The 24,580-nt window shown below is 53.6% G+C and carries 15 protein-coding genes; 13 read left to right on the forward strand and 2 right to left on the reverse strand.

Annotated features, from left to right (window positions below; genetic code table 11):
• Position 1 precedes the first annotated feature (1 nt).
• From PVT68_RS16725 to PVT68_RS16785, 13 genes are all read left to right on the forward strand, one after another.
• Positions 2–2,179 (forward strand): glycosyltransferase family 2 protein, encoded by a 2,178-nt coding sequence (locus PVT68_RS16725; RefSeq protein ID WP_280320087.1) that lies wholly within the window; start codon positions 2–4, stop codon positions 2,177–2,179.
• A gap of 18 nt (positions 2,180–2,197) precedes the next feature.
• A complete protein-coding gene (locus PVT68_RS16730) occupies positions 2,198–3,757 on the forward strand; it encodes an asparagine synthetase B family protein (RefSeq protein ID WP_280320089.1) in 1,560 nt (519 codons plus the stop codon).
• A gap of 68 nt (positions 3,758–3,825) precedes the next feature.
• A complete protein-coding gene (locus PVT68_RS16735) occupies positions 3,826–6,738 on the forward strand; it encodes a glycosyltransferase (RefSeq protein ID WP_280320091.1) in 2,913 nt (970 codons plus the stop codon).
• Positions 6,739–6,864: 126 nt separating this feature from the next.
• Entirely contained in the window at positions 6,865–7,761 is an 897-nt protein-coding gene (locus PVT68_RS16740; protein WP_280320093.1) for a sulfotransferase domain-containing protein, read from the forward strand.
• A gap of 401 nt (positions 7,762–8,162) precedes the next feature.
• A complete protein-coding gene (locus PVT68_RS16745) occupies positions 8,163–10,181 on the forward strand; it encodes a glycosyltransferase family 2 protein (protein WP_280320094.1) in 2,019 nt (672 codons plus the stop codon).
• A 188-nt stretch (positions 10,182–10,369) separates the two neighbouring features.
• Positions 10,370–12,100 (forward strand): SLC13 family permease, encoded by a 1,731-nt coding sequence (locus PVT68_RS16750; protein ID WP_280320096.1) that lies wholly within the window; start codon positions 10,370–10,372, stop codon positions 12,098–12,100.
• Positions 12,101–12,165: 65 nt separating this feature from the next.
• Positions 12,166–13,104: a hypothetical protein gene (locus PVT68_RS16755; RefSeq protein ID WP_280320098.1), complete on the forward strand. Its 939-nt coding sequence runs from the start codon at positions 12,166–12,168 to the stop codon at positions 13,102–13,104.
• Between the two features lie 187 nt (positions 13,105–13,291).
• On the forward strand, positions 13,292–14,221 hold the full coding sequence (locus PVT68_RS16760) for a glycosyltransferase family protein (protein WP_280320100.1): 930 nt from the start codon (positions 13,292–13,294) through the stop codon (positions 14,219–14,221).
• Complete coding sequence (locus PVT68_RS16765) at positions 14,212–16,299, forward strand: capsular polysaccharide biosynthesis protein (RefSeq protein WP_280320102.1); 2,088 nt, start codon at positions 14,212–14,214, stop codon at positions 16,297–16,299. The genes PVT68_RS16760 and PVT68_RS16765 overlap by 10 nt, the downstream gene beginning before the upstream one ends.
• A 276-nt stretch (positions 16,300–16,575) precedes the next feature.
• Entirely contained in the window at positions 16,576–17,610 is a 1,035-nt protein-coding gene (locus tag PVT68_RS16770; protein WP_280320103.1) for a phytanoyl-CoA dioxygenase family protein, read from the forward strand.
• A 210-nt stretch (positions 17,611–17,820) separates the two neighbouring features.
• Positions 17,821–19,074, forward strand: a complete 1,254-nt coding sequence (locus tag PVT68_RS16775) for a capsule biosynthesis protein (RefSeq protein ID WP_280320105.1) — start codon at positions 17,821–17,823, stop codon at positions 19,072–19,074.
• Between the two features lie 544 nt (positions 19,075–19,618).
• On the forward strand, positions 19,619–20,530 hold the full coding sequence (gene galU, locus PVT68_RS16780; protein WP_280320107.1) for a UTP--glucose-1-phosphate uridylyltransferase GalU: 912 nt from the start codon (positions 19,619–19,621) through the stop codon (positions 20,528–20,530).
• Between the two features lie 555 nt (positions 20,531–21,085).
• Positions 21,086–22,843 (forward strand): DEAD/DEAH box helicase, encoded by a 1,758-nt coding sequence (locus PVT68_RS16785; RefSeq protein ID WP_280320109.1) that lies wholly within the window; start codon positions 21,086–21,088, stop codon positions 22,841–22,843.
• Positions 22,844–22,946: 103 nt separating this feature from the next.
• Here PVT68_RS16785 and PVT68_RS16790 read toward each other — a convergent pair whose 3' ends face one another.
• Positions 22,947–23,495, reverse strand: coding sequence for a cytochrome b (locus PVT68_RS16790; protein WP_280320111.1), 549 nt, complete (start codon positions 23,493–23,495; stop codon positions 22,947–22,949).
• 51 nt (positions 23,496–23,546) lie between these two features.
• Positions 23,547–24,467 carry a LysR family transcriptional regulator gene (locus PVT68_RS16795; protein ID WP_280320113.1) on the reverse strand — a complete coding sequence of 307 codons (921 nt, stop codon included), beginning with the start codon at positions 24,465–24,467 and terminating at the stop codon, positions 23,547–23,549.
• Between the last annotated feature and the right edge of the window lie 113 nt (positions 24,468–24,580).

Genomic DNA, 24,580 nt, shown 5'->3' on the forward strand with positions numbered 1-24,580 from the left:
GATGCAAGAGTTCGAACAACCCAAAAATTTTTTGGAGGCGCTCGAGGTGATTGAACGCCTGAGAACTGAGATGGCTAGGCAGCGTGCGCGGCTTTCCGAGTTGGAAAAATTTTGGTCGGAAAGCTCTGAAGCCGAAAGTCGGTCAATTTTCAAGGATGTCGTAAAGGGGCTTGGTTCTGTCTTTGAAAAAAAGGGCGTGCCGGTCGGCCATGGTGAGGTTGAACTGATAAGAGATAGTGGCTTATTTGATGAGCCATTCTATCGTAGTCAATGCAGTTTTACGGCTGTTCAATTCAAATCGCCTGAGGAGCTTATCCAGGACTATATCTTGGTTGGCGGCTTCGTAGGACGTGATCCCAGTGCGGACTTCGACTCGGATTGGTATTTGAGTGCCAATCCGGATGTAAAGTCTGCCAAGGTCAACCCCCTGTTGCACTATGTCCAGTATGGAAAGAGCGAAGGTCGGTTGCCCTATCACGGGGCAAATGTGGAATCCATAGCCGAGGGTAAGCCTGTTTCCTCGTCTGCCCTTAAGTCCAGAATGTGGGGCGGTTTCTATCACTTGGCATGGCCTGAGTTGGAGCGTCGTGTCGAGCAGAAAGGCGACAGCATGGCGGCCTGGCATATGGCGGCATGGTTGTTTGCCCATGGCGACATCGAGGAGGCGCTGCCGCGAGTAGAAGAGTCAATCTCGATCTCGGGGAAGGGCGCAAGCCGCCGCACCTTGGTCGGTTTGGCTAAATGTTACTCTTTGCTCGGGGAGTTTGGCGCAATACTGCCACTGCTTGAAGACAAAAATTATTCTCTGGGCTTTGGTTCTACCCTGCCTTTTGTTCGTTCGAATGCTCTTCGGGCTAACGATCAGTTATCGCAACGCCTCAGTGCGCTCAATGAGATTTTCTATCGCGTAGGTCTGGCTGGCGCCCGGTTGAAGGATGAGAGCAGAGATCTCGCGCTTGACAACCTTTCCAGTGAAGCGGCAGTGCCAGCATTTGTTGATCACACTTCGGCAGGTGATAAGCCGTTGGTCAGTGTGATTATGCCGGTATATAACGCCAGCGCTACATTGCAAATTGCTCTGGATGGTCTGCTGGAGCAGTCACTCAAGTCGCTGGAAGTCATTATCGTCGACGACGGCAGTAGTGATAACACGGCTCAGGTCGCGATAGCTTATACAGAACGCGATCCTCGTGTGAGGTATGTGGCAAATTCCGTGAATATGGGCGCTTATCCGACGCGTAATGAAGGTATGAAGTTGGCGCGCGGTGAGTTTGTGACGGTACACGATAGTGACGACTGGTCCCATCCGCAAAAGCTCGAGCGCCAGCTTCAGCCATTGCTCCACAACCCGGAAAAGGTCGCTTCGTTCAGTAGTTGGGTACGTGTTCTGGGTGATATGACGTTTGTTGGCCCCTGGTTGTTGGATGAGAACTTCGTAGAAAAAAATCATTCATCGGCTCTGATTCGCAAGTCGGCGCTGGATATGGTTGGTATGTGGGACGCTGTGAATGTTGCTGCGGATACTGAGTTCTTGTGGCGGCTTGAGCACCACTACGGCCATGATGCCATAGTAAGTGTATTGCCCAGCACGCCCTTGTCTTTTGCGCTCTCTGATGACACCACGCTCACGCGCACCAAGGCTACACATGTCAAAACCATCCACTACGGCTTGCGTCGGGTATACCGGGAGTCTGCCCGTTGGTGGCATCGTCAGAATGACGGCAAGCCTGTGTCGGGATCCAGTGCCGGGCGCGACTTCCCAATACCGCTCGCAATTTGTAGGGGTACGCCCAGAGAATTTGATGTTCTGCTTGTTGCTGATTTTTCTGTTCGAGGCAAAAAGCTTCATAGCCTGCTTGATGCTATCCGGTCCCGGGTCGAGTGCGGGGAGCGTGTAGTACTCTTCCATTGGCCGAATTACGTTGGGTGGCATGGGGCGTCCATTGTGGATGAGGTATTTTCCCTGTGTCATGAGTTCGATATTGCCTTCGCGCATGTTGGGCTTCGGATTTCAGCGCCGCTTGTCGTTATGATGGATGGCAGTTTGTGGGAATACCCTCCAACCCATGCTGTAGAGGTTGATGGATTGGAAAAGGTGGAGGACGCCGCCGGTGAATTATTCGGTGAACAGGCGGAAATAAAGACCTATTTTAATAATGGCGGAGTCATGGACGCCTAAACATTTAAGGTTCTTCAGATGTTTGATTGGATTCAGGGGCGGCTTCGCAGAAAGCCAACTTCGGTTGACCCCAGATTTAGCGTTGATGCTGTACCGTTGTATCCCAATAGGTCCGATGGTGGTTTTTTTACCGGGGTACATGCGTCTCAATACTTGTATAAATTCGGATTTATTGCGTGTATCAAGGGCACAGCCGAGCCCAATATCAGCCAGCTGAAATCGATCTCTGGTTGGGATACAAGCCATTGGGATGATTGGGTCGTTGCTCATGACCCGAAAGTGGGGAAGGTTTCCTCATCGGTTTCCGGAAGCCAGCTCATGCTCATCGGTGAGGTTTTCGACCCGTTTCTGAAGGAGTTTGATGCCCAGCAAATCGCAGATGACCTTTGCGCTCTCGCGGCCGATGAGTCGGCCTTTTTGGAGCGGCTCGATAATCTTTCCGGTCGTTTCCTGATTTTGGTCAAGCATGGCAGGGAGTGGTTTGTTTATCACGATGCCTTCGGCGCCAGGTCGATATATTACAATGCCCAGATGCCCGGGGTGATCGCGTCACACTCCTGCCTGCTCGGAGAAGTTACCGCAGAGCCTGTTGACTTCAACACCATGTACTTCATGTTCAGCGACGCCTACCGGAAACGGGATGTGAAGTATTTGCCTGGCCTCCGTACGATCTATGAAAATATCTTTTACTGCCCGGCCAACCACCGTCTGAACGTTTTCCAAGGGCGCACGGAGCGCTATTGGCCGCGACCGGAAAGCCACGAATATATCGCGCCATCCAAACTGTTTATCCAGTATCTCGACGGGTACGGTGACTATATCAAGTCTGCATTCGATCATGAGCTTTTCGGATTGACTGGAGGTCTAGACAGCCGAACTCTGTTCGCGGCCCTTGCAGCAAAGGGTATGTCGATGACGCCATTTACCATGTATCGTGGAGATCAGAATGGCGGCAACTCCAAGGACATTGCATTGGCCCGCGATATTGCCAGCTCCCAGGGACTTGAGCATGTAACCGTTAAAATCAAATTTGATCAGATGAAGGAACAATATTTCTCGGAGTCCTTCCAGGCTATTCGCCAGAATACCGGTTTTTCACGCTTGAATAGCCCGTTTTCCCACACCCAGCTACTTGATGCGTTTTCTCAAATGTTTCCTGGTAAGCGCTTGAGCTATTCGCGGGGCTTTGGCGGTGAAATTTTGAGAGGGTTTTACCAGGGACGTGCAGGAGAAATTAGTGCTGCTCGTACGGAAGATTTCTCGCGAGCCTATGGCGTGTTACAGGGTTCACCTTTTGTCCGTGCCGCTTTCCAGCATTTTATTGATAGTTCCGATTTCAGCGAGGTTCAGGGAGTTGACCTGAACGATCTGTTCTACTGGGAGCACCGGATGAGCGGGTGGGGCTCTCAGTCTATTGCTGAGACCGATGCCATGGCTACTACGTTCGCTGGCTACAATTCTCGTCGTCTGTACAAGGCTTTTCTGCGTATGCCGATTGAGGAGCGTTTCCAGAGGCAGGCGTTCAAGGATGCAATCAGGCACTTCAGACCAGAGCTGCTGAATTTCCCGGTTGAGTAACCGGGTTAAAGATAATTGGGTCATTTAATGTTTGCCAGCCATTACCTGAATACAAGGAGTGATCGTTTGTGCTTGCCGGAATAAAGCGGCTTTTATTTCAGCGCAAGCGGGCTTGCGAACCTGGCTTTTTTGATACTTTTTCGGCGGGTATCACGGCGCAGGAATTTGATCCTGCCTGGTACCTCAAGACTTACCCGGATGTCGCTGCCGCCGGCGTATCCCCATGGCTGCATTTTCTTCAGCGTGGCCGTAAGGAGGCCAGGATCCCCAGTGCGAACAGAGCGGTAGCCTTTGACTACCACTTGTGGCGTGGTGGCGAAGCCATGATGCTGCCGAGGCTGGAGCGGTTGGCTGTCGATACAGAGTCCGCCAGTGCTGAGCGTTATCGCGCTGCCTGGGCACTGGGGCGCTGGTTCGCGTCAGAGGGAAACTGGACGCAAGCTGTTTCATGGCTTGAGGGTGCCATTGCCGAGGCGGAAAGTGCACCCGGGTATCCCGGTCCCTGGCTTCTTTATGTGGCTGCTCTACAGCACTGCGATAGAAGCGCAGAGGCGGAGAAGGTACTGCAGTGCGCAATGAGCCGGTTCTCGAATTGCGCGGACTTTGATTTGTTGCGTATTGGTGGCATGGAGCAGGCGCAGCGGGTCAGTGCTCTGGGTAGGCTGTATTCATCGCTGGGCGTTACCACTGTTGTCGACAATGTTGTCGATGGAGAAGTTCGGGGCCTTCAGTCTCTGGCTGCCGGTGCGCGCGAAAATGCCGCACCGGGGAAAAATGCTCCACTACTGTCTGTGGTTATCCCTGCCTGCAATAACGAAGGGCAGGCTGAGCAGGATTTGAGGGGTATCCTGCGGCAGACCTGGCCGAATATGGAAATCATTGTTGTCGACGACGGCAGTTGTGAGGCCAGTCGGGCGGGGCTGGAGCGGCTTGTTACGGAGATGGCTGGTCAGACAGCTGCGCCTATTCGTCTGTATCGCCACGATGGTGCCCGGGGCAAGTACGCTGCCTGTAATACCGGGCTTGAGCAGGCCAAGGGGGCATTCGTCACATTCCTGGAGCCCGGTGACTGGTCGCATCCGCGACGGTTCGAACTGCAGATTCACGCAATTCTTGGGCAAAAATCCTCTATCGGAAGTGTTTGTCACAGTACGCTGGCTACTGCTGATCTGGCTTTCGGTTATGGGTGGCTTGAAGATACCTGGATCAGAAGCGATCCATCGTCGCTGATGTTTCGACGCTCAGCGGTCTCCAGGATCGGCTACCTGGATCCGGTTAAATCCGGTGGGTATCGCGAATACCTAGAGCGTATATTGTGTCGCTATGGTGAAGCCTCTGTGGAGGCGGTGTTGGCGAAAGTGCCCTTGCTCTTGCGGCAGGTCAGCGATGCACCATCCCGTAGCGACCTGGTCCCGCCACTAAGGGGACACCGAAAGTCATATCTGGAAGCCTCCCGGCAGTGGCACAGGGATGGCGGGTTGTATATGGGGGCGGAGATTGACTCGCGCCCTTTCCCTGCGCCAGCTGAGATGTGTATTGGTGACGGCGCCAATCAGTCCGGATGCTTGAAAGATCGGGTGCGGCAGTCCGGCTATTTTGATTACCTCTGGTATCTGGAGCAGTATCCCGACTTGCAGGGAACGGTAACCGATCTCTTTGATCATTTTTGGGATGTTGGAAGTGCAGAGGGCCGCGACCCCGGTCCGGGCTTCAGTACTTCCGGCTATTTTTACCGGTATCCTGCGGCCAAGGAAATTGGACTGCCCGCTCTTGGGCACTATATCTCTGTCGGTCGGTCGAGCGGCGTCGAGGCGCTGGCTGGTACAGAAGGCGTGCGCGAGTGGCGCTCAGATACGCCGACACTGGTAGTGTGTGCACACCAAGCCGGAGAGTATCTGTATGGGGCCGAGCGCAGTCTAGTGGATGTGTTGCGGGGGCTCTGCAAGCTTGGTGTCAACCTGGTGGCAGTTGTCCCCTGCGCGGTTAACCGAGAGTATCTTGAGGTACTTCGTGAGTACGTCCAGATACTTGAGGTGGTACCCTACCGGTGGTGGAATGCATCGCGAGGTTCCTGTCAGGAAACAGTTGACCATTTTTCGCGAATTCTTGTGCAGTACAGTGCGTCGGCGCTATACGCAAATACCCTGGTTCTGGACGAGCCCCTGCTGGCGGCGAGAGCATTGCATGTGCCTGCGGTGGTCCATGTCCGGGAGCTGCCCGCACAGGACGAGGCATTGTGTACAGCACTCGGAAGCGGTGCGCCGGAGCTGGTGCAACGCGTCAGGCAATTGGCCGATATTCTGGTCGTGAACTCGGCTTTTGTGGCGCAGTCGTTTAGTGCCGAGAGCGCGATTGTTGTACCCAATATCGTCGATGTGGATAGCTTCGCTGACTTGCCGCGGAGGTGTGGACCTGACGTGGAGTCCCGGGTAGTCAGGGTGGGGATGCTTAGCAGTAATCTTCCTAAAAAGGGGCTCGCCGATTTTGTAGCCGTGGCGGCCCGCCTTCAGCTATCTGGTGCCAAGTTAGAGTTTTGGCTATTTGGCCCGGACACTCAGCTGATCCGAGAGCTGCGGGAGAGGGTATCCGTGGGAGATTTACCAACAAATCTTGTGTTTGCCGGATATGTCGGCTCTCCCCAGGATGCCCTTGGTAGTCTTGATATTGTGGTTAATTTCTCCCGATTTCAGGAGTCATTCGGGCGAACGGTTCTGGAGGCAATGGCAGCCGGATTGCCTGTTGTTGCGTATGACTGGGGAGCGATCCCAGAACTGGTTGAAAATGGGGTAACGGGCTTCCTGGCACCCTACGGGAATGTTGACGTCGCTGCGGATTGTGTAATGACGCTGGTCGAGACAGAAAAACTTCGTCAACGAATGGGTGAGGCCGGTCGCCAGCGTGTGCAGGTTGCATTCGGTGAGGCGAATCTGGTGGCCAGTCTTCGACAGGTACTGGAGCAGTTGGCACCTGGGGTCGATTGAGAGTCTGTCAATGTTCGATCGCGATGGTTCAGTGTGCGACAACGGAATTATTGTTAACGGCGATCAGGTTGTTTTGAATTGTAATTCCGACCCAATGCAGTTTGAGGTCGCTGTGGTAGTGAAAATATGCGTGTTCTGATTTATGGCTTGAGCAAGTCGGGTACAACCTTCCTGGCGGCGATAGTGAAGGCGTCTTTGGAGCGTCGACTGGGAAAGGCGAGCGGTGAAGTCTTTGAACCCAAGGCCCTGTCAGAAGAGGGTGGCGAGCTTTGCTATCTCGATAAGGGCGGGAATTGCATGGCTGTTTCCACAGACACAGAAGTTGTCAAGACCTTGTTTGATTCCGGAGTTCCCCCGGAGCAGGTGCTGGAGCATCAGAAGTATTTCGACAAGAAAATTTTTATAACACGGGATCCTCGCGACCGTCTTCTGAGTCATTTGTTCTACAGGTGGAATGCATCGCACTCCCCCGATCCGGAGCGCTTTTCCCGTGTGCTGCGCCTGACCCTGCATAAGGAAAAGCATCCGCGAGATTTGCCGGTCTCTTTCCTGTTGCACCAGAATCCCGGAGCTTTTCAGGGGGTTCCCTACCGTATGAAGGCTGCCTACAGGGCTGTGACGGAATTCGTTGACGCAGCCGGAGATGATTGGCTGATATTCCGCTATGAGGATCTGGTCGATGGCAACCTGAGTCGCCTCGAAGAATATCTCGGTATGCCAGTCGCTACCAATGTATCTGTATCGTCGGGATTGAAACGCGTGGTGAGAACGAAGGCGCATGGAAATTGGAGGCGCTGGTTTACGGCAGAGGATGTTCAGTTTTTTCGGCCGATTTTCAAGCCTTATATGGAATCCATGGGCTACGACTTTGAGGACTGGGAGCTGGAGGAGTGTGAGTCACTCCCAGGTGAGCAGGGATCTCAGTACATGTTGAAGATGTTTTCTGCCCCGGCGTCCCAGGGGGTGGCACGGCAACTGGTACGCCTGTTCCGAAAGTGCGGGGAAAAGTTGGGGTTAGGATAACAATTGTCAATACCTAGAGCGGTTTCTTCGCTCGCGGGCAGACCAATTTTTTGAGGAGTGAATTGGGCTCAGTTCTGCCGAGTTTTGCTATACTCGGCGGTTTGCTCGATGTCGGCTTGTAGTCGTACATCGGCCCTGGGCCCTTGAAACGGGGGTTGTATTGAAAGCGCGGTCGGTCTACGGCTGCCGCGTGTGATTGGTCGCTAGAGAGGTAGTTTATGGGGGCTAAGCGTCCTAGATACATGGTCCCACATCTATCAAGATATAACCTGTTACCGCTGTTGAGCCCTGAATCTCCGTCTTCCACTGTCCAGCGTGATTCTGGCGAGGTTGTCTGCACCTCGGATACGAAATGTTCTGTTGTAGTAGCTGACGGCCTGCGTCTTGGTCGTGGCTGGTATATGGTCGAGCTGTTGGCCGAGTCCGAGCACAGCTATCTGGATGCAAGTTTTACGCTTGTTCGTGAGGACGGGCGTAAGGCGTTAAATCTCCGGCTTCCCACCCGTAGTGGACGTATTGCCAAGCGTCTGATTTGGTCTGCCAGAGGTGGGGAGCAACTGCTGTTCTCCCCGGCCGCCTGTGCGGGTAAATATCGCCTGAAGAAATTAAGCCTGATCAGAGTCTCTGCTGTCTTCGCACTGGACAGAATGAAAGTGCGATTGTCTCGCCGGTTGCTGACGGTACCTCAACGGATGGCTGACCGTTGGGTTCGCTACAATGCGACCTTTGCGCCGAATGGCGCCCGTGTTTCTTATCGGGACTGGATGGCGAACGTTGAGCCGAGGTTGCTCAAGATTCGGCAATTCGGGCTTGGGGCGAAACCGAAGCTTTCGCTATTGATTCCTGTGGGTGAGGGAGATACATCCCAGGCTGTCACGCGCTTGCTTACCTCTCTCAAAGATCAGACCTGGAGCCATTGGCGAGCCTGGCTATTCCTGCCGTCTTCCTTGTCGGTCGCTGACCGGGAATTCCTGCAATCCTTCGCGCGCTCGGATGAACGGGTGCAGGTGGAGAGTGTTGCAAATTGGCTCTCGGTTCTAGAGGCTGAGCCCAATAACTACCACCTGATTTGCCCCCCTAGAGCGCAATTGGCGTCCAGGGCGCTGGATACCCTGGTGCGAGCGGTTCAGCTTCGCCCTCATGCTCGTGTCTTTTATTCCGATGAAGATTGGTTGCACGAATCCGGTCGCCGGGTAGATCCGGTATTCAAGCCGGCCTGGAACCCAGAGCTGTTATTTTCTCAGAACTATATCGGAGAGTTTGTGGTTTACAGCCCCGGTGTACTTAAAAGTGCCGGGACGCCCAGCTTTGCCAGTGAATTGGCTTGGGATCTTGATCTTTTGCTGGCTGTTGTCGGATCTCTCGAGGATCCCGAGGCTGAGGTCGCACATGTTCCAAGGGTGCTTCTTCACCGTTTTGCCGCACCAGGCTCCCGTAGTTATGCGGAAAGTAGTCGGCGGGTCCTGGATAGTCGCTTTAAGCAAACAGGTATTCCGGGTGTAACGCTGGAAGTTCCAGACCATGCAGACGTGGTGAAGGTTACATGGCCGGTGCCGCAGCCGGAGCCTCTGGTTTCACTGCTGGTACCGACCAGAGACAAGCTCTCGGTACTTCGGTTATGTATAGACAGCATTCTGGAAAAAACCACGTATTCCAATTATGAAATCCTGATCCTCGACAACCAGAGCGAGGAAGCCGAGACGCTCGAGTATTTTGCACAGCTGGAATCCGTTCCGAATGTGCGGGTTCTGCCATTTAACGAGCCGTTCAATTATTCTGCGATCAACAATTTCGGAGCTCGGCATGCGCGGGGCGATATCATTGGCCTGATCAATAATGATGTTGAAGTCATTAGCCGGGAGTGGCTTTCCGAAATGGTTGGCCATGTGGTCAGGCCGGAAGTTGGCTGTGTTGGGGCCAAGCTTTGCTATGGCGATGGGCGCATACAGCACGCGGGCGTTGTGGTTGGGCTTGGTGGTCTTGCTGGACACATTCACAAGTTTCACCATCGCGGCTCCACTGGCTACATGAATAGACTGGTGAGTACCCAGAATTTTTCCGCTGTGACAGCAGCCTGCCTTCTGGTGCGCAAAAAAATATTCGAAGATGTTGGCGGTCTCAACGAAAAGGACCTGAAAGTAGCGTTCAACGACGTGGACTTCTGTCTGAAAGTTGGCCAGGCAGGATATCGCAATGTGTGGACGCCCTGGGCTGAGTTGTATCATCACGAATCTATCAGTCGTGGGATTGATAACACCAGAGAAAAACGTAACCGTTTTGACCGGGAGGCACGCTATTTGCGTGAGAAATGGGTGGAAAAACTAGGCCTGGATCCCTGTTACAGCCCGTTCCTGACTTACACCCGAGAAGACTTTTCTCTCGGCTTGAACGAGAGGCGGGATGTACCGCTGGTTCGATAGCCATTTGCTTTCTATTATGGGGCGTAGAGGGTTGGTTTGGACCAATACCGCGAAGTTAGCTGTGAGCGCCGCGATCTGGCAGACTGGAGAGCAAGCTTCATGTGGCTACGTCGCGCGGGGAATCGTATTTAAATATTGGCCTGTATAAAAATATTTTCTTTGTTCCGACTTACCGTCTGTGAATTCGTATGACTTTGATTCAGACCGTCGTTGCCGGCATTTTTGCCTTGGTAATTGCTGCACTTATATTTACCCGTTTTCGGCCGGCGTTGATTTTTGCTTCGGGGGCGGCAGTCTGCTTTGTAACCGGGCTGGTACCGGCGGAATCAGTGCTTCATAAGGCTGTAAACCCCGGTCTGGTCACTCTGGTCGCACTGATGCTTGTGTCCATAGGCTTGGAAAAGGCCCGATGGCTCCGAGTGATCTCTGATCGTTTAATCAACGGCTCTCTCAGGCTCAGCCTGTTACGTCTTGTCGGTGCAACAGCGGTAAGTTCTGCCTTTCTGAACAATACGGCGGTTGTCGCTGCCCTGGCGTCGACGGTCAAGAGCCAGCGACGGCATCCGGCGGGCAAGCTGCTGCTGCCGCTGTCCTATGCGGCTATTCTCGGGGGGACGCTTACTCTGATAGGCACGTCTACGAACCTGATCGTCAACAGCTTCGTGATTGATCGCGGGCAACCGGGATTGGGCTTCTTTTCATTTTTGCCGGTAGGGTTGGCCGCAGCGATAGTCGGTCTTGTTGTGTTGATGCTTTGCAACCACCTGTTGCCGCGGGGGCGAGGTGGTCAGGAGGTGGTTACCGAGTACTTGCTGGAAGCTGAGGTGACCGATGATTCCCCTCTGGATGGAAAAACGGTTGAGCAAAACGGACTGCGTCAGCTTGAAACCCTTTATCTGGTAGAGATCGTACGCGGCGGCCGCACGATTACGCCCGTGGCTCCCACTGAGATTATCAAGTCTGGCGACAAGTTAATATTCAGTGGCGATGTGCGCGATATGGGGCGGCTGCAGGATATTCCAGGACTGCATCATTTTGGTCTGGAAGATGAGAAGCTTGAGCTTGATCTGCTCGAGGTCGTCCTGACTCCCAGCTCCAGTATTCTGGGAGAGACCCTGAAAAGTAGCCAGTTTCGTACCCGATTTGATGCGGCAGTCGTAGCCATGCGCCGGGGTGGTGAGCGACTTTCAGGTAAGTTAGGGGAAATTGAACTGCGAGCAGGCGATGCCTTGCTGCTCGCTGTGGGGCCTGACTTCAAGCACCACCGGAATATTGATAAGAACTTTTACGTGGTAAGCGGCAATGGTGTGCAGCGGCAACTCTCGCGCCGGGACAGCTGGCTGCTGGCCATTGGTTTTACCACGGTAGTGGCAGGCGCCGCATTTGGTATTTTCCCGTTATTGAAAGGACTGGTTTTACTGCTGGGTGGAATGATCGGTCTCGGTATTGTGAGTACTACAGAATTGCAGCGCCGCTTCCCGTTCCAGATCTGGCTCATTATCGCCAGCGCGCTGGTGCTGGCGGACGCATTTTCCAGTAGTGGCCTTGCTACAGCACTGGCCGAGGGGCTCCGGGGTCTGGTACAGGGTGGTGGTCCCTATTTGGCGTTGATCGGGGTGTTTATTTTGACTTTGGCTCTGACGGAGTTGATGACAAATAATGCCGCTGCTGCGCTGGCCTTCCCCCTGGCTTGGAGTTTGGCTGAGAGTTTCGGCGTTAGTTGGACGCCTTTTGTGATGGCGGTGGCTTACGGAGCCAGTGCCAGTTTCCTTACGCCTTTCGGTTATCAGACCAATCTGATGGTGCAGAACCTTGGTGGGTACCACCTGAAAGACTTTATACGCGCTGGTCTGCCATTGACCATCGCATACTCCATAACCGTGTTGGTGATGTTGCCGCTGGTATTTCCTCTCTCTTAGAGAGTGGGAGAAGTCGAGGTGTCTGCTGCTTCCAATACCAGTAAGTAACTATGTTTTGAATCAGAATGAATGTTGAAGTTTTTTATCGTTTTTTTCCCGTATTCCGTTTGAAACTAAAAAAAATTTTGGGGTTAAGTATGACTGGCGAATTGGCAGAAGTTGTAAGTGTCCCTAAAACTATGGGTAAAACGGGGGTTAAAGATCTTGCGGAAGTGACCCGTCATACATTTGAAGGCGTTTTGTTAGATGAGTTCAATGAGGGTCTTTATACCACTGAAATTGATGGGTTTAATTACGACTTTTTTTGGAAACCAAAGAAAAGTACGCAGGATCGACTGTTTGTTCTTTTCTCCGGTGATGCACTGCGCAGCAAGAATGATCCGCCGGTCTTCCAGCGCTGGAGCTGGGCTGATCATTTTCCCGGGCACGTCGTCTATTTTTCTGATCCCTCTTTGTACCTTAGTCCAAAGTTGGGATTAGCTTGGTATGCAGGCACCAAGAACCATGATCCAATGGTTAACATTGCCGAGATCTTGGGGAAAATTTGCACACAACTCGACTTGGATTCCAATCAATTGGTTTCTTATGGCTCCAGTGGCGGCGGTTTTGCAGCTTTGCGACTGGGCTTGTTTCTGCCAGAGATATCTACTATTTGTATTAATCCTCAGGTAGATATCACCAAGTACGGGAAAAATCTTGTCGAGAGATATTTGAGAACTTGTTTGGAGCTTGAGGATAGAGCGGAAGCCCTGGAACTTTACCCGGACAGGATTAACCTTATCGAAAATATTGATAAGCTGGCCAAGAATCGGATTATATATGTTCAGAATGTTCTAGATGAGGACCACTATGAAATTCACTTCAAGTTATTCAGGGACGCGTTAACTACCAGTTCCGAATATAGTGACAAGCGATTTTCAGAGGTGTTTTTTTCTCACGGCGAAGGCCATAAGGCTGCGGAGACAACGGAGGCCTTCAATAAAGCAATATCCCTTTTATCCTAGCTCGCCAACAGAATTTTTATTCCTGCCGCATTAAGCGGAGAATTAGCTCCCTTTCATTCTGAAGGCTTTGCATTCTCCGCAAGCGGGATGATGATTTGTACCTAATAGAAGAATTATCAATTTGATAGCTCCTGATAAATCATTGATCGCGGAAGCCAAATCCTCATCTCTCGGTCGGTGGATCCTTGTGGAGGAAAATGCGAACCCGTCTTCCGATTACTTCGTGCTGCCCTACCTACAGTCCATGGGCCAAATCGTTGAGCGTCGCCAGTTTGTCGATCTTCCCGCCGCAGACCAGTTACATGGTACTAACGTACTGTTCGTTCGCTATATCCCTGCGGCTTGGCGTCGCCTGATCACCGTATGTCGTGATCAGCTCGCGGGGGTGTATTTCTTTATGGACGACGATCTGTTCAGCTGGCGGTCTTTTGCTCGTATGCCTTTGCGTTATCAATGGAAATTGTTGCGTTTTACTTGGCGACATCAGCGCTGGCTGCGCTCATTGGGGGCGAAACTGCTGGTTTCTACGTCTTATCTCCAAGAACGCTATGCACAGTGGCAACCACAACTACTTTCGCCGCAGGTACCGGAGGCATTGTTGTCATTGGTGCACCGAGATGATGAGACGGACATGCTAGATGGGCCGATTACGCTTTTCTACCATGGTTCCGCATCCCATGGGGCGGATCTGGAATGGTTACGGCCAGTCATTGCCGAGATACTGGAGCGTGACGAGCGGCTGGTATTTGAGGTGATTGGCGATAGCGCGGTCAATCGATTGTTTCGCGGAGTGCAGCGGGTACATGTACTGCACCCCATGAAGTGGCCCAGCTATCAGGCTTTGATCAAGCGTCCTGGCCGAACCATCGGACTCGCGCCACTGCTGGATACCCCGTTTAATCGCGCCCGCGCGCACACCAAGTTTCTGGATATCACCCTTTCTGGTGCCGTTGGAATTTACGCGCAGGGGCCAGTGTACGGATCTGCAGTTACGCATGAGAGCAATGGCCTGCTTTTGCCGATGGAGCAAGGTGCCTGGGTGGATGGGGTTTTGCGGCTTGCGAGAGACGGTGACCTCCGGACTCGCTTACTGGAAGAGGCGCGAAAGTGTCTGTAATCGGTTTCTGCTCGGGGGGGATGCGCCGGCTTCCTTATTTGAGTGTGCTTTTGGAGTCACCTTGCCGTTATTTCTGGCTGCGTCCGGGACGGGAGATTTCCAGGATCGTTGCCTGGGGCCGCAAACCCAGTGCAGATCGCGCGCGTCGAATTGCTCGTCGCGCTGGCTTGCCTCTGATCCAGATTGAGGATGGTTTTCTGCGGTCATATGGTCTGGGCGTAGACGGCGCGCCGCTGCATAGCCTTGCCGTAGATTACTCTGGTATTTATTACGACGCGACGACCCCGAGTGACCTTGAATCCCTGATCATTGAATCGCATTTCTCTGACCGGGAACTTGTGCGAGCTGACCACTGTATGGGTCTGCTCCGACAATATCGCCTTTCCAAATACAGCCACGGGCCGGTAAGGGAAGTGGCCTGGCCAGATTCGCGGCCACGGGTACTGGTGGTGGACCAGACTTTTGGCGACGCTTCAGTCACCTATGGTGGTGCCGACGAGCAGGCGTTTTTGGCCATGCTCGACCGTGCGGTTCGTGATAACCCGACCGCCGAAGTTGTTGTTAAGGTTCATCCTGATGTGATTGCTGGCAAGAAGCGGGGCTATTTGCTGGAGGCAGCGGAGAGATACAATTGTAGGCTCTGGTCTGAGGATATCTGCACCTGGTCGTTGTTGCATGCCGTGGAGCGCGTTTATGTGGTCACCAGTCAGATGGGGTTCGACGCACTTCTCGCGGGCAAGCCGGTGCATTGTTTCGGCTTGCCGTTTTATGCGGGCTGGGGGCTGACCGAGGATAGGCAAACCTGTCCGCGTCGAGGGCATAGCCGGACCCTACAGCAAGTATTTGCTGCGGCATATTTGCGTTACTGCCGGTATGTAAATCCTTATACCGGGCAGCGTTGCGAACTCGAAGACACGATGCGTCTGATTGCGGAGCAGAAAGTTCAGTATCAACGGTTGCAAGGCAACTGGCTGGCTCTTGGGTTTTCACCGTGGAAGCGCAGATTTGTGCCTGACTTTTTGGGGCGGCCTTCAGGTATGGCGTTCGCCGAGCGAAGTAAAAAGGCGCTTGAAGGCCGCGCGAGTGACTCTCAGGTCGCTGTCTGGGCGAGTAGCCTTCCCGGGGCCATCGCAGAAACCTGCAAGAAAAAAAGGTTGCGGTTGTGGCGTCTGGAAGATGGTTTTTTGCGATCGGTGGGACTTGGGTCCGATTTGGTGCGTCCACTTTCGCTAGTATTGGATGCCGGTGGTATTTATTACGATGCGACCTCGCGTTCTGATCTGGAGAAGATCCTCAGTGAAGTGGAATTCTGCCCGGATTTGTTGGATCGAGCGGGGCGGCTACGCGATCAGCTGGTCGAGCAGCAGCTAAGCAAGTACAACGTTGGTACCCAGGCGGAAGGGCGGGCTCTCACGCTACCTGGAGACAGGGTCACCATACTGGTGCCGGGCCAGGTGGAGTCGGACGCGTCTATTGCCCATGGATCACCATGGCTAAAAACCAATCGCCAGTTGCTGGTAGAAGTGCGTCGAGCAAACCCCGAGGCATACGTGATTTACAAGCCACACCCGGATGTGCTGGCTGGCGGGCGTGTTGGCGCACTGGAGGAAAAAGCGGACGGATTGTTCGATTGCCTGGTGACCGAGTTGCCGATGCCGGTGCTGCTGGAGCAGGTGGATGAAGTGCATACGTTGTGCTCGCTCACTGGTTTCGAGGCTCTGTTACGTGGGGTAAAGGTCGTTACTTACGGCCTGCCGTTTTATGCGGGGTGGGGTCTTACGGATGACCGCCTGTTAGGGCGTAGTGGAGAGCGTGGACCGGAGGCGCTGCAGGAACTGGCTGCTGTTGGTCGTTGTCGCAAGAAACGGGGCAGGAAGTTGTCACTGAGCGAGTTAGTTGCTGCGACGTTGATTCTGTACCCGACCTATGTAGACCCGCAAAGCGGGGATATTGTGGATGTTGAGACCGCGGTAGGAATACTGCGGGGGCAGCGAGAGGCCTTGGTTAAAGCGCGAAGCGCGGCAGGATGGCGCCGATCCATGTACCGGGTGGTGCGGAATCGGTTTTTCAGGAAGTAGTTGTTTGGTCTTGGAGTGTTGGGCACGCGGTGCTTTGCCCAACCTATAAGACTTCTTTTGTGGGAGCCTGCCTACAGGCGAACCTTTCCAGGTTCCAATTTATTCGCTTGCAGGCAAGGTCCTACCGGGCAGCAGTTAGCCCTTCATCATCGCATCATCCCTGACTTAGTCCGGGATCCATGTATAGATGCTCCTCAGTGCTGAATATCGGCACGTGTCCGTATAGCGGGGATTTGCAGTTTCGGGCTTGAAGAAAGTTTAGCGATCGAGATTTGTGTGAATTCCAGATTTTTCAAAAAAATCTACCTGTTACCTCAGTGGCTGCTTGAGTTGCTGTCCTGGGGTAAGAGCTTCAAGAACAACCCGATTATTGGCTGCTACTGGCTGAATCTCTGTGGCTTGCATGTTATCCGGGTGGTGCTTGCGCATCTGTTATTTCGCTTTCGCCTTTCACTGCTGTCTCCGCTGGTACCGGCGGAGGACCGTGCTCAGTTTGTTCGGCAGGGCTATATACTCAAGCACAACTTCTTGCCTGAAGACGAATTTCAGGAGCTGGCCCGTGAATTGCAACAATTTTATGGTGAAATACGGCAAACCGTAGAGGGGACGACTCTCACCCAGCGGGCATTTATGACCGGACCAGTACGCACAAAATTGCCCGCGATGCGGGCATTTGCGGAAATGCCGGCGCTGGACAAGCTGATGCGCTACTGCTCTTCCAAAAATCGGCCGCCGCTCTTTTATGTAGAGAACCTGTGTAATCGGGCCAATGTAACGCCCAGAGCAGATCCGCAGCGGGATATGCATGCGGATACTTTCCACCCCTGTGTGAAAGGCTGGTTATACCTGGATGATGTGGATGATTCCAATGGGCCCTTTATTTATGCACCGGGTTCCCACCGTCTCAGTTGGCGGAGATTAAAGTGGGAATATCGGCAGAGCCTTGAAGCCTGTAAGCTCGGAGACGAAAGGCAGCCAGGGCGTTATTGGGATGGATCATTCCGAGTGAGTGAGACCGACTTGGCAGAAATGGGGTTTGCACCGAAAAAATTCTGCGTGCCCAGGAACACTCTGGTCGTGGCCAATGTCCATGGATTTCATCGGCGCGGTGAAGCGATCGATAAATCCTACCGGATGACGGTTTGGATGCAGGCTCGGGATAACCCGTTCAATCCACTGTTTACTTTTTGGCCAAAGCCAACGGCCAGAGTATTTGAATCTGTCTGGGAGCGTGTTTTGGCGCGATTGGATGGGCCGAGAATGGCCAGTGGTGAACAGCACAAGTTTGGCGGGAAATTCACCAGAACGTGAGGGGCGCCTCAAAATAGGGCGCGACAGGGTCGCGCAAAATGTGTAAAATTTTGCGTCATTTTTGCACAGTTTGTCGCAATTGGTCGTTTGGGGGCCTGGGATCTATTTTTGCCTGCATCGTTTTGGGGCTGGCATTTATTAATTGACAAGAATATCAGGTAGGTCCCGGGGGAGCGGCTGATATAGCGCTATGGGGCTATGTGGGGGAGCATGTCTGGGGTCTTGTTTTTACAGGGGCCGCTTGGGCCATTTTTTGCCCGTTGCGCGCGCCAATTGTCTGCACAGGGTACAAAAACCCACAAAATAAATTTCAACGGTGGCGACCGCGTCTTCGGCTGGGCGGATGAAATGGTGGATTACTCCGGTGGCCCGGCTGGCTGGCCTGAGTATCTGTACGGTTATATCCGCCGGAATGGGATTCGCACGGTCGTTGTCTACGGGGATTGTCGCTTCTATCATCGCGAAGCCCGTGCGGTGTGTGATGAGTTGGGCATTAAGTTCTGGGCCTTTGAAGAGGGATACCTGCGGCCGGATTTCGTGACCATGGAGTCTGATGGCGTCAACGCATTTTCCCCCCTGGACTGGTCGCAACGGGCCGTCAAGGCCTATCGTCCAAGAGGCCGTAAGTCTTCGTTGCATGTAGGGCCAACTTTTTGGCAGCGGGCGGTGTATGCCAGCCTTTATTACATGGTTACTTGCCTCACCAGCAGGCACTTCCCTTCGTACCTTCACCATCGTCCCAGGTCCTGTTGGCAGGAGGCTGGTTGTTGGCTGCGCAGTCTTTACCGCAAGGGCTTGTACAAAATTACCCAGCGTAATTACACCGAGTCTCTGGTGCAAAACCACAGTGGGGAGTACTTCCTCTACCCACTGCAAACGGCAGATGATTTTCAGATCCGTGAACACTCGGATTTTGCGTCAATCGAAGAATCTATCCAGCAGGTAATGGCCTCCTTCACAGCGAACGCACAGGCTCATGAATTGCTGGTAATCAAGCATCATCCGATGGATCGCGGTTTTTGCCACTATGGGCGATTGATCCGCAAGCTTGCCCATGACCTCAAAATAAGTGGGCGTGTGGTCTATTGCCATGATCTGCACTTGCCGACCCTACTGGACCACGCCAAGGGCGTAGTTACGATTAACAGCACGGTTGGTATTTCTTCACTGCTTCACCGGGTGCCGACCGTTACTCTTGGGCGCGCGATGTACGACATGCCGGAAATGACCCATCAGGGCGAGCTGGATACATTCTGGCAGCAGCCGACACCGGTCAATAGTGCCCTGTTCAATGCTTTTCGGACTTATCTTTACGAGCGGACCCAGCTGGACGGTAGTTTTTACAAACTCATGGATGAAACGGTCGAGGCTGCGGTGCGACGTATTGTGATTGCTACAAAAGTCGCGGAAGCTTCTGCGTTCGAGTCTGCCGAAGAGCGTAAAGAGGATTATCTCGCGGCTTAACGTGGCTATTCAGCGTGTAACCCCCTCTCCCTGGATATCACTGCAATTGGTCAGTTGGTATATATCTTGCGATTAATTTTAGTGGGCAGCTTTTTTGTGCTGGGTCATTTGGGCTGTATTTAGGTTGTGCCTACGCATCCTTGAATTGTCATAAATTACTGCTAAAGTGTGAAGCCAGTCACACAGTGATAAGCGCTTGTGCTGGGTGAAAAATGACCACAAAAGTATTGAAGAATTTTATTGTGAGTACTTGGGGTAATCCAATAAGCCCGGTATAACCGGGGCCGTCCTGGGGATTAAGGCAAGCCTGCAAGGCGCATCAAAGGAATTGAATTTGTCCAAAAAGTGATCAACGTCGCTTGGGGCAGAGAGGCTTGGTAAAAGAGTAGAGGTACCCGGTTTATCCGGTAGCGGTTAACACTGCGTATCTTGCAGTTTCTCACCTGTTTTCCTTTCTACTGCATTTGCCTGCTTTGTTGCGGTTTGTGTTGGTTGGTACTCGTACTCTGCCGAATCAGTTTTAGCGTTAATAGGAAAGAAGAAAATGCAAAGTGTTAAAAAGGCAGTAATTCCTGTCGCGGGCTTGGGTACCCGCATGCTCCCGGCCACTAAAGCTATCCCTAAAGAAATGCTGCCGATTGTGGACAAGCCGCTGATCCAGTATGTGGTCAACGAGGCGGTTGCCGCAGGAATCAAGGAAATCGTACTCGTGACTCACGCGAGTAAAAACGCCATTGAAAACCACTTTGATACTTCCTTCGAACTGGAAGCCCAGCTGGAAAACCGCCTGAAGCGCCAGTTGCTCGAAGAAGTGCGTTCTATCGTCCCCAAAGATGTAACCGTGATTTCTGTGCGTCAGGCCGAGGCTAAAGGTCTGGGGCATGCAATCAGCTGCGCGCGCCCGGTTGTAGGGGATAACGCGTTTGCTGTTCTTCTACCGGATGTGCTTATCGACAAGTACGCTGCCGACCTGAGTGTCAGTAATCTGGCGGATATGGTGAAAAACTTTGAGTCCACTGAGGCCAGCCAGATCATGGTGGAGCCGGTAGAGTGGAGCCAGGTTAGTAAATACGGTGTAGTCGATTGTCTTGGCGCCGACCTGCAAGTTGGTGGCACAGCCAAGATCGATGGCATGGTGGAAAAGCCGGAAGTCGACGCTGCGCCCTCCAATATGGCCGTAGTAGGGCGCTATGTCCTGTCTGCAGAAATCTGGAACCTGCTGGAAAACACCATGCCTGGTGCCGGTGGTGAAATTCAGTTGACCGATGCCATCGATAAGTTACTCAAAAAGCAGACCGTAGAAGCGTACCGCATCGTAGGCCATAGCCATGATTGCGGTAACAAGTTCGGTTATATGAAAGCTCAATTTGAATACGGCATGCATCACAATGAAATTGGCAGTGACCTGAAAGAATTTCTCCAGATCCAAAGCTCTAAAACTGCGGTAGTTGCATAACGGGATTCGTATTTGCGCGAGTCTGTTAGCTGGCGAATAGCTGTGACCTTGTCCATTCGCCACACTCAACTAAATTCTTTGTAGGTGCCTGCCTGGGGGCAGGTTCCTGCAAAGTGTCGTAATCCAGGTTCGGCTTGTTGGGCACGCTGCGCTTTGCCCAACCTGCGTAGCTACGTTGTAGTGGCACACTTCCATGTAGGTTGGGCAAAGAAGCGAAGCGACGCGCCCAACAGTTAGGGCTCCTATTCATCTCGCTGGCAACGTCCGCTCAAAAATTAAACTGGCACTCTTGCGCCAAACTGGTAGACTGCGCGCCTCTTGTCCCTGCCCAAAGTGCGGCCCCGAAGGGGACATTAGTCATCATGGGTAGCAGACCTCCTCGCCACAGGCCCCTGTCTTTGAGTTGAATGAGCTTGAAATAGCGGTGCTATTAATAGGCTTCTTCGCCTTGCCCAGCAATTTTCGATCGTGCGCTATGGTTACCTCATTGGGTCCTATTGGGTTCATGGTACCGATGCTCCGGTCCGGCTCTCTATATATTCAAGTGATTTCAAAATGACCGACAATTCAATGCCAACTGGTTTTGACCAGCTGGGCCTGCCTACTGAAATTCTCGACGCTGTTACCAAGCTGGGATACGAAACTCCGTCTCCCATCCAGGCGATGACTATTCCGTCACTGCTGGAAGGGCGCGATGTACTGGGTCAGGCGCAAACCGGTACCGGCAAGACCGCGGCCTTTGCGCTGCCGCTGCTGGCGAACCTGGATCTGAAAAGCAAGCGCCCCCAGGCACTGGTACTGGCGCCGACTCGCGAGCTGGCCATTCAGGTGGCCGAGGCCTGCCAGTCTTATGCCGCCAATCTCAAAGGCTTTCACGTTGCACCTATCTATGGCGGTGCTGACTACCGCGGCCAGATCCAGCAGCTCAAGCGCGGCGTGCAGCTGATCGTGGGTACCCCGGGCCGGGTGATGGACCATATGCGCAAGGGCACCCTGGATCTGTCTAACCTGAAGACTCTGGTGCTGGACGAAGCCGACGAAATGCTGCGCATGGGCTTTATCGATGACGTGCAGTGGGTGCTGGAACAGATTCCGGAAGAGCGCCAGATTGCCCTCTTCTCCGCCACCATGCCCCGCGAAATCGCGCGTATTGCCCGCGATCACTTGCGTGACCCGGTGGACGTAAAGATCAAGGTCAAAACCGAGACCGCCGAAACCATCCGCCAGCGTTACTGGCCGGTGGGTGGTCTGCACAAGATGGACGCACTCACCCGGATTCTCGAAGCCGAGCCGGTGGACGCCACTATCATTTTCGTGCGCACCAAAAACGCGACTGTCGAGATTGCCGACAAGCTTGCCGCGCGCGGTTTCGCCAGCGCTGCCCTGAACGGGGACATGGCGCAGGGGATGCGTGAGCAGGTGATTGAAAAGCTCAAGGCGGGCAAGCTGGATATCGTTGTGGCGACGGACGTTGCGGCGCGTGGCCTGGATGTGAAGCGTATCAGTCACGTGATCAACTACGACATTCCCTACGACACCGAAGCCTACATCCACCGTATTGGCCGTACCGGTCGTGCCGGGCGCGAGGGTGATGCGATCCTGTTCGTCGCACCCCGCGAGCAGCGTATGCTCCGCACCATCGAGCGCGCCACCAAGAAGCCGATCGAGCGTCTCGATCTGCCGACGGCGGCTGCGGTGAATGCTTCCCGTATGGAAAAATTCCAGCAGAAAATTACTTACACCCTGGCTGGCCGCCGTGATCTGGCACCGTTCCGCGATCTGGTGGATCAGTACTTGTCTGCTAACGATGTGGACCCCCTGGATGTAGCTGCCGCTCTGGCCGCGATGGCTCAGGGTGACCAGCCGTTGCTGCTGGACGAGCGCGAGCCCGCGCCTCGCGAGCGCAAGCGTCGCGATTCCGACGATGACTTTGATAGCCGCAAGCGCAACAAGCGTGAAAAGCGCGAAGGGTTCGACAAGGACAGCCGCAAGATTCCGGGGCCGGATGAGGGCAAGGAACGTTACCGCATCGAAGTGGGACGTGAGCACGGCGTACGTCCGGGCAGTGTGGTTGGCGCTATCGCCAATGAGGTGGATCTGGATAGCTCCTACATCGGGCGTATCGAGATTTATCCGGACTACACCACCGTGGATTTGCCTGAAGGGATGCCGAAGGAGATTTTCACTCATCTGAAAAAGGTGCGAGTGAATGGCCGTCCGATGAATATTACCCGTTTTGAGGAAGAGGCTGGAACGGGCAGCAAGCCGAAGTTTGCTCCTAAAAAACGCAAGCCGAAGATGCCGCGGGATTGATCATCCCGAATGAAAAAAGCCGCCCCATTGGGCGGCTTTTTTTTACTTTTTTTCCCGGTAGTTGAGCGGCGTGCCCAACACTCCTTACGATTTACGTCACGTTTTATTTCACTTTCCCAAACGGCAACATCTGCCGCAGCGTGTTGTCCTTGGTGAACAGGTGATGCCACAGCGCACCGCCGATATGCAGTACCAGCAACACCAGCAGCGCATTCCACAAAAATTCCTTGTGTATAAAACCGAGCTGCTTGGCGAGGTCGACATTTTTTGTCACGAAGGAGGGCAATTCGAACAGCCAGAACAAGGTGGTGTCTCTTCCGGCAAACTGACGCATCAGTAGGCCGGTCAGGGGCATGCCAATGATGATGACGTACATCAGGCTCTGTACCAGCAACGAAATCGGTTTCTGGAAGCCACTGCCATACAGGGTCGGGCGGCCGTGGGTCGCGCGCCAGTAAAGGCGCAGCAGGCCGAGGAAAAGTACCGAGAAACCGAGAGAGAAGTGCAACACCATCCACCAGCCGCGCATCGGGTCGTCCCGCTCGTAAAACTCGTGCAGCTCGACGGAGCCCCAGGCGAAAAGAATAAAGAAGGCGATGGTCCAGTGCAGCGTTTTGATGGCTGGACTCCAGCTGTTGGGGGTAGAAGCCATGGTAGTTCCCTAGTGTTCCTTATTGGTTATTTTTGACAGCCGTGCGGGGTATCAGCCGGCTGCGCGTACACCGTTCAATGTATTAAAACAGGTGGTTCGTGCGGTTTCGAAAAAATCTCGCAGAAATGCCTGTTCCAGCATTTCTTCCCGCACCGCGGCGTAGAGTGTACTCCAGAGACCGTTTTTTCCCAGTCTAAGTTGATTCACCAGTCCTTTCTGTAAATATTCGTAAAGCGCCCAGTTTGGCAGTGCACAGACGCCTCGGCCGCTGACGACCAGCTGCACCATCATAACCGTCAGCTCTACGGTTCGCACCGCGGCCGGTTCGATGCCGGCCGGCTCCAGAAAGTGCTGGAAAATATCCAGCCGCTCCCGCTCCACCGGGTAAGTGATCTGTACTTCATTGGTGAGGTCTTCCGGGCTTACCCATTTCCGTTCCGCCAGTGCGTGTTTGCGGCTGACCGCCAGGCACATTTCAAAGCTGAACAGCGGCTCGTAATGCACCCCCTTCAACGAAGGATCGGGATTGCTGGTAACCACCAGATCCAGGTCACCGCGCATCAGTGCGGGCAGGGGGGCGAAGTGGAAGCCACTGGAGAGGTCCAGTTCCACCTCGGGCCAGTCGTCGCGATAGGCATCAAGGGTGGGCATCAGCCACTGGTAACAGCTGTGACACTCGATCGCAATGTTCAATCGCCCGGCCTGCCCGGACGCCAACCGCGCAATATCCCGTTGCGCGACGGCTACCCTTGGCAACACATCATCCGCCAGTTGCAGCAATCGCAGGCCCGCACTGGTAAAGCGCAAGGGGCGCGACTTGCGTATGAACAGCGCTTGCCCGTGGCGGTCTTCCATTTCCCGGAACAGGTGGGAAAGGGCGGACTGGGTTAGGTGCAGGCGTTCCGCCGCACGCACCATGCTGCCGGTCTCGCGCAGGGTGGTAAGCGTTTTCAGGTGCCTCAGTTCGATCATGTTTAGATTTTTTCATGTTTTTAGCAAAAAATATGAAATTGATTGAATATGATCCCGGCTGCAGAATCAACTCCGAATTTAGGGGTGCTCGTCATGCCGGCGTCCAGCGCTCC

Source organism: Microbulbifer bruguierae, assembly GCF_029869925.1.
In the GTDB taxonomy this organism is placed as follows: domain Bacteria; phylum Pseudomonadota; class Gammaproteobacteria; order Pseudomonadales; family Cellvibrionaceae; genus Microbulbifer; species Microbulbifer bruguierae.

Coding starts and splice junctions, on each gene's coding strand:
- PVT68_RS16725 (WP_280320087.1), top strand. CDS start 2: ATGCAAGAGTTCGAACAACCCAAAAATTTTTTGGAGGCGCTCGAGGTG.
- PVT68_RS16730 (WP_280320089.1), top strand. CDS start 2,198: ATGTTTGATTGGATTCAGGGGCGGCTTCGCAGAAAGCCAACTTCGGTT.
- PVT68_RS16740 (WP_280320093.1), top strand. CDS start 6,865: ATGCGTGTTCTGATTTATGGCTTGAGCAAGTCGGGTACAACCTTCCTG.
- PVT68_RS16745 (WP_280320094.1), top strand. CDS start 8,163: ATGGTCGAGCTGTTGGCCGAGTCCGAGCACAGCTATCTGGATGCAAGT.
- PVT68_RS16750 (WP_280320096.1), top strand. CDS start 10,370: ATGACTTTGATTCAGACCGTCGTTGCCGGCATTTTTGCCTTGGTAATT.
- PVT68_RS16755 (WP_280320098.1), top strand. CDS start 12,166: ATGAATGTTGAAGTTTTTTATCGTTTTTTTCCCGTATTCCGTTTGAAA.
- PVT68_RS16775 (WP_280320105.1), top strand. CDS start 17,821: ATGTCTGGGGTCTTGTTTTTACAGGGGCCGCTTGGGCCATTTTTTGCC.
- galU (WP_280320107.1), top strand. CDS start 19,619: ATGCAAAGTGTTAAAAAGGCAGTAATTCCTGTCGCGGGCTTGGGTACC.
- PVT68_RS16785 (WP_280320109.1), top strand. CDS start 21,086: ATGACCGACAATTCAATGCCAACTGGTTTTGACCAGCTGGGCCTGCCT.
- PVT68_RS16790 (WP_280320111.1), bottom strand. CDS start 23,495: ATGGCTTCTACCCCCAACAGCTGGAGTCCAGCCATCAAAACGCTGCAC.
- PVT68_RS16795 (WP_280320113.1), bottom strand. CDS start 24,467: ATGATCGAACTGAGGCACCTGAAAACGCTTACCACCCTGCGCGAGACC.